This window comes from Chryseobacterium sp. AC417 (genome assembly GCF_979258215.1).
The window spans coordinates 535,716-553,968 of record NZ_OZ409845.1 but is presented as its reverse complement, the minus strand read 5'-3'; the positions used below and the strand labels follow the sequence as shown (position 1 = coordinate 553,968).

12 protein-coding genes are annotated in these 18,253 nt (G+C 36.2%); 4 read left to right on the top strand and 8 right to left on the bottom strand.

Features of this window, described 5'->3' with window-relative positions:
- The first annotated feature begins 2 nt into the window (after positions 1 to 2).
- The gene (locus tag ACZZ9T_RS02635; RefSeq protein ID WP_463440805.1) at positions 3 to 683 is read left to right on the top strand and encodes an RluA family pseudouridine synthase; all 681 of its coding nucleotides are present in this window, start codon (positions 3 to 5) and stop codon (positions 681 to 683) included.
- A gap of 115 nt (positions 684 to 798) precedes the next feature.
- Here the strand turns inward: ACZZ9T_RS02635 and ACZZ9T_RS02630 are convergent, their stop codons facing one another.
- From ACZZ9T_RS02630 to ACZZ9T_RS02595, 8 genes are all read right to left on the bottom strand, one after another.
- Complete coding sequence (locus ACZZ9T_RS02630) at positions 799 to 1,278, bottom strand: heme-binding domain-containing protein (RefSeq protein WP_463440804.1); 480 nt, start codon at positions 1,276 to 1,278, stop codon at positions 799 to 801.
- Positions 1,278 to 3,038, bottom strand: a complete 1,761-nt coding sequence (locus ACZZ9T_RS02625; protein WP_463440803.1) for an Ig-like domain-containing domain — start codon at positions 3,036 to 3,038, stop codon at positions 1,278 to 1,280. The genes ACZZ9T_RS02630 and ACZZ9T_RS02625 overlap by 1 nt, the downstream gene beginning before the upstream one ends.
- A gap of 25 nt (positions 3,039 to 3,063) precedes the next feature.
- Positions 3,064 to 4,326 (bottom strand): serine hydrolase domain-containing protein, encoded by a 1,263-nt coding sequence (locus ACZZ9T_RS02620; protein ID WP_463440802.1) that lies wholly within the window; start codon positions 4,324 to 4,326, stop codon positions 3,064 to 3,066.
- Positions 4,327 to 4,419: 93 nt separating this feature from the next.
- Entirely contained in the window at positions 4,420 to 5,373 is a 954-nt protein-coding gene (locus ACZZ9T_RS02615) for a 2-hydroxyacid dehydrogenase (protein WP_463440801.1), read from the bottom strand.
- Between the two features lie 47 nt (positions 5,374 to 5,420).
- Positions 5,421 to 5,942, bottom strand: coding sequence for an acyl-CoA thioesterase (locus tag ACZZ9T_RS02610; RefSeq protein WP_463440800.1), 522 nt, complete (start codon positions 5,940 to 5,942; stop codon positions 5,421 to 5,423).
- Positions 5,930 to 6,691, bottom strand: a complete 762-nt coding sequence (locus ACZZ9T_RS02605; RefSeq protein WP_463440799.1) for a hypothetical protein — start codon at positions 6,689 to 6,691, stop codon at positions 5,930 to 5,932. Before ACZZ9T_RS02605 ends, ACZZ9T_RS02610 begins: the two co-directional genes overlap by 13 nt.
- A 284-nt stretch (positions 6,692 to 6,975) precedes the next feature.
- Positions 6,976 to 9,078 (bottom strand): TonB-dependent receptor, encoded by a 2,103-nt coding sequence (locus ACZZ9T_RS02600; RefSeq protein ID WP_463440798.1) that lies wholly within the window; start codon positions 9,076 to 9,078, stop codon positions 6,976 to 6,978.
- Between the two features lie 172 nt (positions 9,079 to 9,250).
- The gene (locus ACZZ9T_RS02595; protein ID WP_463440797.1) at positions 9,251 to 10,012 is read right to left on the bottom strand and encodes a WG repeat-containing protein; all 762 of its coding nucleotides are present in this window, start codon (positions 10,010 to 10,012) and stop codon (positions 9,251 to 9,253) included.
- 380 nt (positions 10,013 to 10,392) lie between these two features.
- Here ACZZ9T_RS02595 and ACZZ9T_RS02590 point away from each other — a divergent pair, with 380 nt between their 5' ends.
- The 3 genes from ACZZ9T_RS02590 (at position 10,393) to ACZZ9T_RS02580 (ending at position 18,241) form a co-directional block, all read left to right on the top strand.
- Positions 10,393 to 13,176 (top strand): bifunctional aconitate hydratase 2/2-methylisocitrate dehydratase, encoded by a 2,784-nt coding sequence (locus ACZZ9T_RS02590; protein ID WP_463440796.1) that lies wholly within the window; start codon positions 10,393 to 10,395, stop codon positions 13,174 to 13,176.
- Between the two features lie 302 nt (positions 13,177 to 13,478).
- Positions 13,479 to 15,746: an aconitate hydratase gene (locus ACZZ9T_RS02585; protein WP_463440795.1), complete on the top strand. Its 2,268-nt coding sequence runs from the start codon at positions 13,479 to 13,481 to the stop codon at positions 15,744 to 15,746.
- Between the two features lie 275 nt (positions 15,747 to 16,021).
- Positions 16,022 to 18,241, top strand: a complete 2,220-nt coding sequence (locus ACZZ9T_RS02580; protein ID WP_463440794.1) for an outer membrane beta-barrel protein — start codon at positions 16,022 to 16,024, stop codon at positions 18,239 to 18,241.
- The last annotated feature ends 12 nt before the right edge of the window (positions 18,242 to 18,253 follow it).

Genomic DNA, 18,253 nt, shown 5'->3' with positions numbered 1-18,253 from the left:
ATATGGAAGACCAAATCGTCTACGAAGACAACCATCTTTTGGTAATCAATAAAAAAGTAGGACAGCTAGTACAAGGTGACAAAACCGGTGATGAATCTCTGCTGGATTCGATAAAAAATTTCATAAAGAAAAGAGACGACAAGCCCGGAAATGTTTTTCTGGGCTTGGTACATCGTATTGACAGACCAACTTCGGGCTTGGTAATTTACGCTAAAACTTCCAAAGCACTTTCTCGCCTGACCCAAATGGTTAAAAACAGAGAAATCAAGAAAACTTATTGGGCGGTGGTTGCTAAAGAAATGATTCCTCAAAGTCAAAGACTGGTTCATTATCTGCAGAAAAACGAAAAAAATAACAAGGCAATTGTTTTCACTAAAGTTACCGAAGGAGCAAAAGAATCAATCCTTACTTATAAAATTATCAAAACTTTAGATAATTATTATCTTCTTGAGATTGATCTTGAAACAGGAAGGCACCACCAAATTCGTGCGCAGCTTTCAAAAACAGGTGTTCCCATTAAGGGAGACTTAAAATACGGTGCGCCACGTTCTAATCCTGACGGTGGTATTAATCTTCATGCAAGAAAGCTCGAGTTTATACATCCTGTTACTAAAGAGGCTGTAACAATTGTCGCTCCGGTTCCCCAGAATGATGTAATTTGGAGAGCATGTGAAGAGATTTAAAATTTAATAAAAAGGTTTTTCTCAAAATGAATCAATAATGTAAATGTGTCTATTTGGTTGATATATTAACAAAAATTTGATGTTTTTGTTTAAATATAAATGGTATTTTGAGGGTCTACTTTTTTGTGCCGTTACTATATTTGGAATTAAAATCTAAAATTTCCTGAAAATAGCTGATTAAGATCGTTTTTTCAGTCTCAGATAAGTTGGCTTCGTCATGATACAGAATATAAGCAGGCATTGGCATCGATTTATTCTGAAGAGTCTGCACAGAATTTTTAAGCATACTTTCTTTTAAATCTTTATTGTATGTACCCCACACAGAAAAATTGAGGTGCTCACGACCTTCATTGATATGATCTTTCACTGACCATGAAAAAGGTGCAATGTATGCATATTTCGGGTAAACCGTTTCGTTAGAATGACAATCATAGCATGCTTTTTTAAGCAACGCTACTACTTTTGGAGGTGATTTTTTAATGTCTATAAAATTTACGGTCCGGTCAATCGGCTTATTTGTTTTGTCGGTTGGGATAAACTGAATCAGGGCAAAAGTTACCAAACTCCAGAAAACTACTTTTTTGAATGTTTTCATTATCTGGTTCTTTGAAGTGGTGTTTCGTTCAATCCTGATCGATTGCCGGGTGTCGTTGTATTGTTATTATTAAATCCAGGTTTAGGCTGGTCTATTTCTTCCTTTGTATCAGGTTTTGGTGTCTTAATACCCTCAAAAGTTCTTTTATCATTAAGATCCCAGTCTTCCTTTGTTTCCCACAAAGATCTTGCGACTACCATTTTATAATAAAGATAAGAATCTTCCGCAAATGTTCCATTTACAAAATCAGCTTCGTCCCAACGTTTGTTATCATTGTTATCAACCAGAATCCTTACAATGTAGTCTCCGGGTTTTACAATATCGAAATTAACTGTATTTCCGCTCGTGTATTTTTGATAAACAGCTTTTTCTGAGGAATCTAACAATTGAATCCAATATTTTGCAGTAGGAGCATTGGTAAGTGTGAAATTTAGACTTCCGTAATTTTCAATTTTATCTGCCTCAAAATCAAATCTTTTAGACTCTGCGTTTTTTTCATAGTAAGAAGAAACAGTAGTTTTCGGAATGGTAAGCTGATATTTTTTTCCTGTAATAAAATCAGACTGAATCAATATCTGATAAGGATTTGTTTCTGAAATTTTTGCCGTAAAATTTTGTGTCGTTAGACTATCACTTTTAAGAACCCATTTTTCAGGACTTATTTTGTCAATAACGTAGTTGGAGGTAATTTTAAAATCAGTTTTAGGAGGAAGCATATTTCCACCGTTATCACTGGTGATATCCATCGTGTTTTTAGCATTGTATTTATAAAAAACTGAGGTTGAATCTTTTCTTTCGTCTGCCTGATAACCGAATTTTAAATTCTCAGTCACGGTTTGTCCCAAATTGCTTTTCACGGCATCAAACCAAATTCTTACAGAATCAGACTTCGGAGTATGGGTAACTTTATAATCCTGAAGTTTTTCATTTTTTGAAACCACTTTTACATCAGAAGGATTGCCCTCAAACATCATCAGAATTCCACCGGGAATTTCTTTCAGCTCGGGTTTCTTAAAAAGTTTTTTAGATGGATACAGTTTCAGATTTAATCCTGAAATAGATTTTTCAATGGTAACGGTATCCTTTTGGAAACCTATTTTTTCTTTTCCCGGATCATACACAGAGTTTCCGTTTTCGTCGTCAAATGCTATGATTTTAAATTTACCCGGAGCAAGATAATTAAGCTCATAATATCCGTCATCATCTACTTTTGTAATATAATATGGTTTCTGTTTATAGTTGATGGTATCTTTTAACTGATACAATCCCACAACCATTTTATTTTCGCTGCTGTTCTGTTTTTTGATGGTAAAAGCGTCATTAACCTCACCGCTTATGTAGAGATCATCCAGCTTTTCACCGGTAGAAAATGCAAAATTAAAATATCTTAAGATGTTGGCTTCACTGTTGTCAGCAATCGAGTTTCCGAAATTAAAATTATACGTTGTATTTGCCTGGAGCGTATCAGACCATTGAATAATCAGATATTTATTGGCGATATTGGAAGGAAGAATTCTGGTAATATTCTCTATTGGCGGAGAAATATTTAGATTTTTATTGATGTCTTTGAGAGTAATATACTCATCAAAATCTATTCTCAGTTCTTTTATGTCTCTTCTTACATTTACTCTCGTGGTATCAATATTTGAACTTAAAAACCTCGGAGCCAATGTGTCTTTTGGTCCTCCAATGGGAGATCCCACTCTTGCACAAGACTGTACAAGAATACCGATAATGAATAAGAGAAGAATTCTTTTCATGAATATATTTGAGCAAAAATAAACATTATTCTCCAAAAACTTCGGTTCCTGTTTTTAATGTATCCTGATTATCCTTCATTATGCTGTGAAGCTTATCTTTCTGCTGCGGAAAGTCTTCAAACAACCCGGAAAGCGCCAATGCTGAATATACTTTCCCTGAATATTTATTCCCGATTGCTATAATGGTCACTTTTGATTTTAAAAGATGGGCAAATACGGAATTTGTACCATGCCACCATCCGTTGTGATAGGTTAATTTTTCACCGTTATCAAAAATTTTCATTCTGAATCCTAGTCCGTAGTTATTCTGTCCTGCTTTTTCATTGCTGTATGGTTCAAAAACCATTTGCATCAATTCAGGTTTTAAAAAATCTTTTGAAAACATGGCTTTTGAAAAACTGTATAAATCTCTTGGCGTGGTGTACACATTTTTATCACCGTAAATAAGGTCTAAACGGTCTAAAGGATACAATCTGTTTCCTCCATAATAAAATGACTGTGCTGCCGTGGGAACATCTTTCTCCTGAAAGATATAGCTGTTCTCCATTTTTAAAGGTGTAAAAACCATCTCCTGCATTGCTTTCGGGAAGGGAGTTTTCGTCACTTTCTCAATCAACAGTGCTAAAAGTGCAAAGTTGGTATTGCAGTACATAAAACCAGTATCCGTATCTCTCGCAAGCTCAGGTTGATATTTGATGAGCATATTCAGGACATCCTGATTGGTAATATAGGTTTTTGAAAGTTCTGCCGGAGCGGGTTGAATTTTGGTGATAAAATATTCGTATTTAGGAAGTCCGCTTCTTTGGTCTAACAAGGTTTGTACGGTCACATTCGGATAGGGAAATCCCGGAAAATATAACGTTAAACGGTCTGATAATTTTATTTTACCGGCCTCTACCAGTTTCAGCATCGCCATCGCCGTCAGTGTTTTAGAAACGGATGCTACATGAAGAGGTGTATTTTTATCAATTGGCATTTGATTGCCTTGTCTTGCAAAACCTCTGTAATTTTCAAATAAAATATCGTTGCCTTTTGCCACTAAAATTCCGCCACTCAGATCACTTCCTTCCCAAACTTTTTGATAGTATTGATCGATATAATTGACGATAAAATCTTTGTTTGAAAGATTTCCGTCTTCCGGAGAAAATACTTTCCCTAAATCTACATTTCCGTAATTAGGAAGATGGGTAGAATTTTCTGCGATAGATTCTTGGTTTTCGGATTTATTTTTACAGGAGAAAAGGAATACAATGATTGTGGTAACGAATACCATGCTGAGCTTCTTCATGCGTTTCAAAATGACTGGCAATTTAAGTAAAACTCAAAATAAATATATAAAAGCGAGAGCAAATTGTGAATTATTTAACATATTTAAATGTTGTTAATTGGGATAAGAAGACAATATTTTATCCACAATCACCTGCGCCAGTTTTTCTTTGCTTTGGTGTGTCCAGCCGGCAATATGTGGCGTGACAATCGCTTTTTCTGAATGTAAAAGATATTTTAAATCTTCATTTTCACTTGTGCTGAGCGAGGTCGAAGCATCAAGATTTTCGAATGATGCTTTTTCATATTCTAAAACATCAAGACAAGCTCCTTTTACCTTACCGGATTTCAAAGCTTCAACCAGACTTTTGGTTTCTACATTTTTACCTCTTGCGGTGTTGACGAAATAGAAATCATTTTTCATCTCAGAAATAAACTGAGCATCTATTAAATAATGGGTTTCATCAGTTAAAGGGATATGCAGACTTAGAACTTCAGCTTTTTCTTTCAACTCTTCCAAATAAACCTGTGTTGCAAATTCATCAGAAAGGTCTGGTAAAATATCATGAAAAATCACTTTGCATCCAAACCCTGAAAGTCTTTTTGCAGTGGCTTTTCCCATATTTCCGTAACCGATAAGACCAATAGTTTTTCCAAGCAATTCATCACCACGGTTTTCTTCACGCAGCCAGATTCCGTTTTTCACTTCGTTTGAGGCAATGAAAAGCCTGTTCATCAAGATCAGTAACATTCCAACCACATGTTCTGCCACCGAATCTCTGTTTCCTTCAGGAGAATTGATCAATTTAATGCCCAGTCTTTCAGCACTTGGAATGTCAATATTTTCCATTCCAGCGCCAACTCTGGCTATGAATTGCAGATTTTCAGCTTTTTCTAAAAAGTATTTATCTAAAGGAATTCTGCTTCTGATAATCACTCCGTCATAATTTTCAATCTTATCGCAAACTTCATCATAAGAAGAAGTAAAGTCTTCTTCCAGAATAAAGTTTTTGGCCAAAAGCTGTTCGGTGATCAGGGGATGATTCTTATCTAAAAGGAGAATTCGCATATCTTTAAACACTGATTATTGTGGAAGTTAATGCAAAACATTTGTGTTTAGCTTGGATCCTGAAACAGTTTCTTCAGCTCCACAGATTCAGAAGGTTTCATTCTTCCAGAAAGAATTAACGAAAGTTCTTTTCTCCTTAAGGCAGCATCAAATCTTTCAATTTCCAGTTCCGTTTCCGGCTCCATCGAAGGAATTGGGATGGGCCTGTTGAATTCGTCTACCGCTACAAACGTATAAATCCCTTTATTGGTCTGTATTTTTTTATGATTAATCGGGTCATCCAGCCATACATCCACATAAATTTCCATTGAAGTTGAGAATGCACGGGAAACTTTAGATTCCATTACAACAATTCCGCCTTCAGGAATTGGATGATCGAACGAAACATGGTTTACAGAAGCTGTTACTACTCTTCTCTCACAATGTCTTGTTGCAGAGATTGAAGCACAACGATCCATTCTTGCCAGCAATTCACCGCCAAAAAGGTTTCTCAGCTGATTGGTATCATTGGGAAGTACGATATTGGTCATAATCGTCAAAGATTCTGACGCTTTTTTTATTTTTGCCATCTTGATTTTCTTTTTTGAGAACTTGGTTTCCAAGTTTTTGCAGCTTGCTTTATTGAATCTTTTCTTAAAGAATCTGCTTTATGAGCTTTTACAGAATCTGCTTTTTTTATCTGAACAGAATCTACTTTTACCGGGATTTTCTTTTCAATTCTTTTGGTTTTGGTTTGTACCGAAACATCATCAAAAGATTTTTTTCCGAAGATCAGATCTTGTTGGGTATATGCTAAATACAGCATTCCTAAAACAGGAACGATAAACAGAAAAATCCAAAGTATTGATTTATTAAATTGGTAATCTTTCTCAGTATTTTTAGGCGTTTCGAAGGTATCTCCTTTGTTGATATCCGAAAAATGAATTTCTTCCAGACCATAAAAATCGGGATGATCAGATTCCAGACGGTTTCCTTTAAAATGAAGCTGTCCGTCTTCAATAAAAATTGTTCCGAGATTTTGAATCTCTAAAATCTGCTCTGCCTGAAGTTTTTTCTTCCAGAAATCGGTCTGTATCTGCAATTCGTTTTCTGCTGCTTCTTTTGAAACCGCTTTCTGATTACTGATAAATTGAACCAGATCATCAGATAAAACCTGATAATCAGAGTGAAACGCAATTTTGGTACACGGCGGAAGAATGCTTCCGTTTTCGGAATTGATGACCGCTTTAGAATTTTCCAGAGAAAATACACCAAACTTTGGAACCGTAGCGGTACCAAACTGTTTCAGATAGTCTAAAATGTAAGCTGAAATATTCATTTGACGGCAAATTTATGACTTTTTCGTGACTTTTTCAGAGATTTGTTTGTATCATGTAGTATGAAATGAGCGTACCACGGATCACACAGATCTGCACAGTTTTTTTAGTGAAAATAAACTTTACAATGATATTTTAATGTTCCAGCCTCTTCATCTGTGGGAATTATTTTTTGTATGATTTTTAGTTTAAAACAAAAAAGACTGCCGAAGCAGCCTTTAAAAAATTTAATCCGAACTCTACTGAACTCTACTGAAAATATAATGATATGAAATGGTGTCTTTAATTATTGAATTTTCCAGCTGATCCCAAACATAAAGTTGGTTCCGGCCTGAGAATAATAGATCGGTCCGTCGTACACATAACCGTTGTTGACATACTTCTGATTAAAAATATTATTGACCAAAAGTTTTAAAGCAATATCATGCTTTGCTATTTTAAATTGATATTGGGCATTGAAATCTGTCAATAGATAATCCTTTAACTGCAAATCCTGAGTCTCGGTATTATCCAGATACTGTTTACCAACATATTGATTCATCAAAGCCAACTGGAAATTTTCAGAAGGATTAAATTTCAGACTTAGATTGGCTATCACATTCGGTGAAAAAGAAATTTCCGTGTTTCCTAAATCATTAATTCCGCTTTCATTTTCAACTCTGAACTCTAAATTTCTATTTTGGCTCACACTTACATTTCCTGAAATCTCCCATTGTTTTGAAAGTTTTGCCAAGGCACCGACTTCAATTCCTCTTCTGTAACTTTTACCCGAATTGGTTCTGATGAATTCTCCGATATTGCTGATCTGCCCGTTTAAAACCAGCTGATTCAGGTAATACATATAATAAAGATTGGCTGTAAAAGCTACTTTTCCGAATTGCTTTTCTATTCCCGCTTCAAAATCATGAAGCTTTTCTGATTTTACATCATTGTTGGCAATCAGATCATCACGATTCGGCTCTCTTTGTGCATGAGCATAAGAAACAAAAACTTTTCCGTTGCCTAGTTTGTAATTTACACCTGCTTTAGGATTAAAAAACAGCCAGTTTTTGTTTAAATCTGCACCTTCACTGTCGCCCGCCATCAAGATTTTTGTATCATAATCGATGTTTCTCAATTGCAGATCTCCGAAGAATTCAAAATCATTTACTGTTACCAAAGCTTTTGCAAAACCAGCCACTTCGTTTTTTACAGAGCGGTTTCTGTAATATTCATGCTCATTGATATTGGGAAAATAAACTCCGGTTACATTTCCGTAATGTCTTCCATAATATTGATTTCCTACCACACCGAAGTTCACATCAAGATTCTCAAATTTTCCATATAAAGTAGAAACAATCCCATAAAAATCATTGTTGAGCCATTTTTTTCTGATAAAATCTGAATATTCTTCTCCGTTAAAATCAGGTAAATTATATCTTGCGAATGGATCTCCCTGCTTATAATTTTCGTAAAACCCTCTTCCTTTTGTGTAATGTAAAGTGGTTTCTAAATTCCATTTTTCATTAATTCCCTGTTCCCAAAGCAGCTGATAATGATTTTGTCTGTAATTATCGGTTTCATTGTCATAAAAACCGATTACGTTTTCCCAGTTAGCATCATAGATGGCTCCGGAAATATTGTATTTCGGATTCGTTTCCCAGGTTTTTCTATCAACTCCATTCCATGCTTGATAGGTTTTTTCTTTTCCACCAAAAGCCATCAGACGGATTTTGGTCTTTTTCTCTTCAAATAAAGCCGTGAAATTGTAAGAATTAAGATCTGAAAAAGCTCGGTCGATGTATCCGTCAGAATGAATATTCGTATATCTTCCCATCACAGAAAGACGGTCTTTCCAAAATTTTCCTGTGCCCACTTCAGCCGAATATTTATACGTATTAAATGATCCGTAACTGTCATCTGTTTTAAAGTAAAACTTCTCTTCAGGCTCTTTTGAAATCACATTGATACTGGCTCCAAAAGCTGAAACTCCGTTGTTGGAAGTTCCCACTCCTCTCTGAATAACAATTTGTGAAGCGGAACTCGTCAAATCCGGAACATTGACGAAGAAAGTTCCCTGACTTTCAGAATCGTTGAACGGAACGCCGTTCATCATAACATTAATGCCTCTTCCTGCAACCCCCCGAATTCTAAAACCTGTGTAACCGACACCATTTCCCGCATCGGAAGTTGAGATAATCGAAGTTTGGTTTTTCAAAAGAATAGGTAAATCCTGCCCCAGATTTCTGCTGTCGAGATCTCTCTGTACGTTGATGATTTCTTTGGCGACAGGCAGTCGTTTGGTAAAGCTTACAGCTTCTATTTCTCTGATTTTCAGAGAATCTGCATTCTGAGTTTGTGCAAAACCCATAGAACTTGCGGTAAGTCCTAAAAAAATAAATCCTTTCATTCTTATAAATTTTTAAAATTTAATGGAATAAAAGGGGATCGATAAGATATTATGATACAACATCCCTAAACAGCATTACCCGTTCCAGGTTCATTGGGTATAATCTCAGCCCCCATTGGAGCACCCCTTTAATTACAGCGCAAAACTACAAAAATTTTATGATTTGCCAAATTTAATAGGATTTGTTATTAGAGTCTATGTAATAATAGTTGATATCGTCTTTTGTAACTTCAAACATTTTTCCCAGTTTCCAGCTGTAATTTCTTTTGATGTCGGCATACTCAAACGGAATAATGACATTATTATTAACATCGATAACCCCAAATTTATTTTTATGAGAAGCCACGATCATGGGATTCGACAGATCGTTTCCCTCTAAAATATGAAGATATTCATATTTCGGATAAATTTTAAAATGAGAAGGATTGGAAGCATCACTGAATTTCGAATCTTCAATAATTCCGTAAAAGCCATTCAATATATAAGCATGAAAGAGCTGTTTTTTAAATTCGGATATACATTTTCCCAGGTCTGCGGTTTTAATCTGATAGACTTTTTTACCTGAGTGATTAATCCTATAAGAAACACTATTCTTCTCGACGGTAGCAAATTGATCAGTTCCAAACTTTTTCGCCTTTGGATTGGGAGAATTTAAAAGATTACAATCTTCAGCAAAAAACATGGCAATGTGGTATTCTGGTGCGATGACAAACTTCCCTTTCTGATTGATATATCCATAATTACCATTCATTTTTTGCGGAATCAGCAAAGGGACATTTTCATTATAAACGGTTAAATTATGATCAGGTTTATGTTGAACGGTTTGCTTCGCAGGAATCTTTTTAGATGCTAAATTTTTGTTTTTCAAAACTTTAGATTGAGCAATAATACTTATCGACAAAAGGATAAAAGCAACATTTAAAACTTTCTTCATAGGTATCCATGTTCAAATTATCTGCCAAAAATAGAAAATATAAAATAGATATTTATACAGAATCTAAATAATTAAGCACCGAAAAAAAATTAAAATTCCGTATTTTTGGGAACATTTTTTAATGTTGATAATTTTAAGACGTTTTTCGGATATTTATATTGATATTTTCAATAAAAAACAGCAGAGCGTTTTATCCGAAAAGAGTTTTGCGGCGAAACAGATGCAGGTCAATCACTTCATTTTGAAAAGTCCTTTAAAATTCTCTATAAGGACATTTATCTTCATTTTAAAATGGCGTAGATTATTCAGTTGGTTCTGAATTTATCAGCCGCCACCTGTTTACCGATCTACTTTTAGCTATAAAAAAAGAACTTCTATTTATGAATATTTATCAGGATTACATCCAAGAGATTGAAGAAAGAAAAAACCAAGGGCTTCATCCGAAACCAATTGACACTGCAGAATTACTAAGCGAGATCATTTCGCAAATAAAAGATTCGGATAACATCTACAGAGAAGAGTCTCTTAACTTTTTTATTTATAATGTTTTACCGGGAACTACAAGCGCTGCAACTGTGAAAGCTCAGTTTTTAAAAGAAATCATCTTAGGTGAATCTTTAGTACAGGAAATTACTCCGGCTTTTGCTTTCGAATTGCTGTCACACATGAAAGGTGGTCCTTCAATCAAGGTGTTGCTGGATTTAGCATTAAGCAATGATATTTCAATTGCAAAAGAAGCTGCAAATGTTCTTAAAACTCAGGTTTTCCTTTACGAAGCAGATACAGATCGTCTCAAAGAAGCGTTCCACAATGGAAACGAAATCGCAAAAGAACTGATCGAAAGCTATGCACAAGCAGAATTCTTCACGAAACTTCCTGAAGCTCCGGAAGAAATTAAAGTGGTAACCTATATTGCTGGTGAAGGGGATATCTCCACAGATTTATTGTCTCCGGGAAATCAGGCGCATTCTAGATCAGACCGTGAACTTCATGGTAAATGCATGATGTCTCCACAAGCTCAGGAGGAAATAAAAGCTTTACAAGCACAACATCCCGACAAAAGTGTGATGTTGATTGCAGAAAAAGGAACAATGGGTGTTGGATCATCCAGAATGTCGGGTGTAAACAACGTGGCACTTTGGACTGGTAAACAAGCAAGTCCTTACATTCCTTTCGTTAATATTGCACCAATTGTTGCCGGAACAAACGGTATTTCTCCGATTTTCCTGACAACTGTTGATGTAACCGGAGGAATCGGAATCGATCTTCAAAACTGGGTAAAAGTATTGGATGAAAATGGAAACCCTATCCGTAACGAAAATGGTGAGCCTATTCTTGAAGAAAAATATTCTGTAGCAACCGGAACTGTTCTTACCATTAACATTAAGGAAAAAAAATTATATAACGGCGATCAGGAATTGAAAAACATTTCTAAGTCATTCACGCCTCAAAAAATGGAATTCATCAAAGCTGGTGGATCTTATGCTATCGTTTTTGGTAAAAAGTTACAGACTTGGGCTTCGAATATTTTAGGAATAGAAATTCCTACTGTTTATGCGCCTTCAAAAGAAATTACTAAAGAAGGGGTTGGTCTTACCGCAGTAGAAAAAATATTTAATAAAAATGCTGTTGGTTTAGCTCCGGGGAAAATTCTACACGCCGGATCAGACGTTCGTGTTGAGGTTAACATCGTTGGTTCTCAGGACACAACAGGTTTGATGACTGCGCAGGAATTAGAATCAATGGCAGCAACAATTATTTCTCCAATCGTTGATGGTGCTTACCAATCAGGTTGTCACACTGCATCTGTCTGGGATAAGAAAGCTCAGGCAAACATTCCGAGATTGATGAAATTTATGAATGATTTCGGTTTGATCACCGCTCGTGACCCAAAAGGCGAATACCACGCAATGACCGATGTTATCCACAAAGTTCTTAATGATATTACAATTGACGAATGGGCAATCATCATTGGTGGAGATTCTCACACAAGAATGTCCAAAGGGGTAGCTTTCGGAGCTGATTCAGGAACTGTGGCATTGGCATTGGCGACCGGAGAAGCATCGATGCCGATTCCGGAATCTGTAAAGGTTACCTTCAAAGGAAATATGAAACATCACATGGATTTCCGTGATGTTGTTCATGCAACGCAATCTCAAATGTTACAGCAATTTGGAGGTGAAAATGTATTTCAAGGCAGAATTATCGAAGTTCACATCGGAACACTTCCTGCTGATCAGGCATTTACATTTACTGACTGGACTGCCGAAATGAAAGCAAAAGCTTCGATCTGTATTTCTGAAGATGATACTTTGATTGAATCTTTGGAAATTGCCAAAAGCAGAATCCAGATTATGATTGACAAAGGAATGGATAATCATCTCCAGGTTCTTCAAGGCCTGATTAATAAAGCAAATAAAAGAATCACTGAAATAAAGTCTGGCGAAAAACCGGCTTTAACACCAGATTCCAATGCAACATATTATGCAGAAGTAGTTATTGATCTTGATATCATTACAGAACCAATGATTGCTGATCCGGATGTTAACAATGAAGATGTTTCTAAAAGATATACACACGATACCATCAGAGATCTTTCTTTCTACGGAGGAGATAAAAAAGTGGATCTTGGCTTTGTAGGATCTTGTATGGTTCATAAAGGCGATTTGAAGATTGTTTCTCAAATGTTGAGGAATATTGAAAAACTACATGGTAAAGTTGAGTTTCAGGCTCCGCTTGTGGTTGCAGCTCCTACGTATAATATTATAGACGAATTAAAAGCAGAAGGAGATTGGGAATTGCTGGAAAAATATTCAGGGTTTGAATTTGATGACAATGCTCCGAAAGGTGCAGCTCGTATTGAGTACAAAAACATGATGTATCTAGAGCGTCCTGGCTGTAATCTTTGTATGGGTAATCAGGAAAAAGCAGAAAAAGGAGATACCGTTTTGGCCACGTCTACAAGACTTTTTCAGGGAAGAGTAGTTGAAGATTCTGAACGCAAAAAAGGAGAATCTCTTCTTGCATCAACGCCGGTTGTGGTTCTTTCTGCAATTATGGGGAGGATTCCTAATATTGAAGAATACAAGACAGCAGTTGAAGGGATTGATTTGACCAAATTTGCTCCACCAATTAAGGAATTGGTTGCAGTTGGTCACCACTAAATTAATTCATAAGTCTTCGGACAATTAAATAATATAAATTGAAAGATTTTGGTCCATTTGGATTTAAAATCTTTCAATTTTTTGTTTAGAACATTTCTATTTAAGACTCAATTAATTTATTTTAACCTAAATCAACAATAAGAATTTTATTTTTTCTTAAATTGATAGAAATATATTATACGAACTATTCATTGTAATTATCCCTATTTTTGATTGAAGGAACAGATTTTGATGAATAAAAACGTTATCCTTTTTAATGTGATTTTCACTAAAAGATACCTAAAAATTAAAACAAACAAAATATGACTTTCGACATTGACATGATCAAAAAGGTGTACGAACGTTATCCTGAACGTATTGCAGCAGCAAGACAAATCACAGGAAAACCGTTGACACTTTCAGAAAAAATTCTTTACACACATTTGTGGGAAGGAAATTCAACAAAAGAATATGAAAGAGGAAATTCCTATGTGGATTTTGCTCCTGACAGAGTGGCAATGCAGGACGCAACTGCACAAATGGCACTGTTACAATTTATGCAGGCAGGAAAAGCTAAAGTGGCAGTTCCTTCGACCGCTCATGCAGATCACCTCATTCAGGCGAGAGTGGGTGCGGAATCAGATTTACAGGAAGGTATTAATAAGAACTCTGAAGTTTTCAATTTCTTAGGTTCTGTTTGTGATAAATACGGAATCGGTTTCTGGAAACCCGGAGCAGGAATTATTCACCAGGTTGTTTTAGAAAATTATGCATTCCCGGGAGGAATGATGATCGGAACTGACTCTCACACCGTAAACGCAGGCGGATTAGGAATGGTAGCCATCGGTGTTGGTGGTGCAGATGCTGTAGACGTAATGGCCGGAATGGCTTGGGAACTTAAAATGCCAAAACTAATCGGTGTCAAATTAACCGGTAAAATGTCTGGATGGACTTCCGCAAAAGATGTTATTCTAAAAGTTGCCGGAATTCTTACCGTAAAAGGAGGAACAGGCTGCATCGTAGAATATTTTGGGGAAGGAGCTCAGTCTCTTTCGGCAACCGGTAAAGGTACGATCTGTAATATGGGAGCTGAGGTTGGTGCTACCACTTCTACTTTCGGATATGATGATTCTATGAGAAGATATCTTGCTTCTACAGGAAGACAGGATGTTGTGGAGGCTGCCGATGTTATCGCTGAACATTTAACGGGAGATGCTGAAGTATATGCAAACCCAGAACAATATTTTGACCAGGTAATTGAAATCAATTTATCTGAATTAGCCCCTCATTTGAACGGACCTTTTACACCAGATTTAGCAACTCCGGTTTCTGAATTTAAAGCTAAAGCTGAAGCAAACGGATGGCCAATTGAGGTTGAATGGGCTTTGATCGGTTCTTGTACCAACTCTTCTTATGAAGATTTATCGAGAGCAGCTTCCATCGTAGAAGATGCAGTAGCAAAAGGAGTTAAACCTAAAGCTATCCTTGGAATCAACCCCGGTTCTGAGCAGGTGAAATTTACAGCCGAAAGAGACGGTTTCTTAGATTCTTTCAGAAAATTTGAAAACGCCAGAATTTTTACCAATGCCTGCGGACCTTGTATCGGACAGTGGGACAGAGAAGGATCTGAAAAAGGAGAAAAAAACTCAATTATCCATTCTTTTAACAGAAACTTTGCAAAAAGAGCAGACGGAAACCCGAATACCCACGCATTCGTAGCTTCACCAGAAATGGTTGCTGCCATTGCAATTTCAGGAAGATTAGATTTTAACCCAATCACAGATACATTAACCGCTGAGAACGGTGAGCAGATCAAACTAAACGAACCAAGCGGCTCCGAATTACCATCAAAAGGTTTTGCAGTAGAAGATGCCGGTTATCAAGCGCCATCTGAAGACGGATCAAGCGTACAGGTAAAAGTAAATCCGGATTCAGACAGACTTCAGTTGCTTGAGCCTTTTGAAGCATGGGACGGAAAAAATATTACAGGTGCTAAAGTTTTAATTAAAGCTTTCGGAAAATGTACTACAGATCATATTTCTATGGCAGGACCCTGGTTGAAATACAGAGGTCACCTTGATAATATTTCAAACAATATGCTAATTGGTGCTGTAAACGCATATAATATGGAAACAAATTCTGTAAAGAACCAACTGACAGGCGAACACGCTGAAGTTCCTGCTGTAGCACGAGCTTACAAAGCTGCAGGAGTTCCATCTATCGTTGTTGGTGATCAGAATTATGGTGAAGGTTCATCAAGAGAACATGCAGCAATGGAACCAAGACATCTTGGTGTAAAAGCTGTTTTGGTAAAATCTTTTGCAAGAATTCACGAAACCAACCTGAAAAAACAGGGAATGTTAGGATTAACGTTTGCAAATGAAGCAGACTACGATAAAATTCAGGAAGATGATACGGTGAACTTCTTAGATCTCGATCAGTTTGCACCGGGTAAACAATTGACCTTAGAATTTGTACATTCAGACGGAACAAAAGATCTTATCATGGCAAACCACACATATAACGATCAGCAAATTGGCTGGTTTGTAGCAGGTTCTGCTTTGAATCTGATTGCACTACAGGAAAGTTAACATTGATAATTTGATTTCAAATTGCAGTTTAATAATAGTATTCCGCTCGATTTTCGGGCGGAATTTTTGTTTTAAATATGTCTTAACAAGATAGAAAGAGGATATTAAGCAAATACTGAATCACAAAAGACTGATGCTGAAATCTATCAAATGGTACGAACTCTATGGTCTGATAGATGATGAGATTAAGATTGTGGAGTAAAATTGACAAATGATAAAAAATGTGTAACAAATCTTCATTTTCGGAGTCTAATTAGGCATAATTAAGTCTCCCAATGAAGAAAATTATTCTGGCCCTTTCAGTTGTAGCATCAACCATCACTTTTGCACAAGAAACAAAGGATACAAAAGTAAAAGAAAAAGAAATAGAAGGTGTTGTCATCACCAAAACTAAAAAAGCCGTTGAGCAGAAAGCCGACCGTACCATTTTCGATTTTTCCGAGCAGCCGCATCTGAATAACGGAAACGTTTTGGAAGGCATCAAAAAACTTCCCGGTCTTGTCTCTACAGATATTGCAGGAATGATGTACCAGGGAAAAGTTTTGGATGTTTATCTGAATGGAAGACCTCTCAATATTTCAAGCAACGAATTAAATTCTTTTCTGGAAGGAATGCCCGCCAATTCTGTAGAAAGAATAGAGGTGATCACGCAACCCGGCGCAGAATTTCCTGCAACTTCGGGTGGTGCGATTATGAATATTATTACCAATAAAAATGCTAATAAATATTTAACCGCAACTTATTCCGGAAACTATAATTTTTCTAACGAAGACAAGCTGAGAAGCAGAACGAGCCATTCATTAAACCTGAATGCAAGAAACAAACTGTTTGGATGGCAACTGAGCGTTGGGCAAAATTATCGTGAAAGTATGCTGAATTCTAATCAGGACAATCTAATGTTAACCAATACAGACAGGATCGGGCGCGGATATTTCGCAAAATCTGGTTTGACATTTGATCTGGGAGAAGATCGGTTGCTCTTAAACTACGACATTTATCATAATAAAAATGATAACTATACGTCAAGTAATGGCTTGGCAGATATCTTGGTTGATGAAAATCCTGATATTTTCAGAGAAGTACGCTTTAATGCTTTTGATGCGGCTAATACCAATAATTTAAGACAGGAAGCGGTTGCGACGTATCAGGTTCGCTTTGATGACAAACAAAAAAAACTGGATTTTCAATTTGGTTATACGAAGTCAGACAGCAAATTTGGTCAGGATAATATTTTCAGACAAGGATTATTCACAGATTCACCAACAGGAGAATCATATAATTTTACTGCCGGAAACGTCTTAGAGAATAGCTCAGATATGAGAATTGCCAATTTTAAAGTAGATTATTCTCAGCCTTTAAAGATTCTTGATGAAGGAAAAGTAAGCTTCGGAGGTTTATATGAAAGGCAGAATTTCGATACCGAAAGTAAAGGCTTAACCAATCTGGAATATCAGAGGCAAACCGCTTCTACGTATCTGGAATTTCAGGCAAAGCTGAAAAAATTTGATTTTATTGCCGGAGTTAGAGCCGAAAATTATGATATTTCAGGAGTTACAAGAATTGACAGTGCTTCAACAATTATTCAAAAAGATCTGATTCCTTTTAATAAATTCAAGCTTTTCCCGAATGCAAGTGTGCAGTATAATGTAATGAATCAGGTCTACGCATTGGCAAATTACAATAAGAAAATCAGTCTGCCGAGTATTTCTGCATTGAATCCCAACAACAGCACGTTTCAGGGACCCAACACACAGGTAACAGGAAATCCATTCCTGCAACCCACGATTTTTGATAATTATGAAGTGAAGATTTCGGCTTTCGATTATGCGTTTATCGGGTACAGTGTGAGTAATGCCAAAAATCAGGTGGCTCAAATCATCAGACGAGAAGGGAAAAATATCTTCAATGAACAGGTGAATATTTCTAATATGAAAATTCACAACTTCAACGTGGGTCTTCCTATTCCGTTCATGATTTTCACGAAACCATTGAGCGAAATCATGAAGTTTGATTTTAATCCGGATAAAATTAATTTCATGTACTTGTATGCAGGCTATCAAAAGCATGATATTGATAATCTGAAGAATAATGGTTTCTGGATTTTTAATTTAATGGCTCAGATTCTTCTTCCAAAAGACATCAAGCTAACAGCAAATTACAGTTACTTAACTCCAAGAGCAGGATATTTTTACTTTACTGCTGAAAAACCTTTTAATAATTCTGTAGATATTACGTTGACGAAGAAATTTATGGATAACCGTTTGACAGTTTCCATTTTCGGTAATGATATTTTAAACGGACAGGTAATGCAGATCAGAACCAATAATCCTTCCGGAGGAGAAAGTCTTTTCATCAGAACAAAATACGACAGCAGAAATTTTGGACTTTCTGTGAATTATAAAATTCCTACCAAAAATAAACTGGCAAAAGAAGATGCGAACATCTTAAACAGCAAAAAAGAAGAAACCGGTGGTGTAATGCAAACCGGTCAGTAAGATATGGGTAAT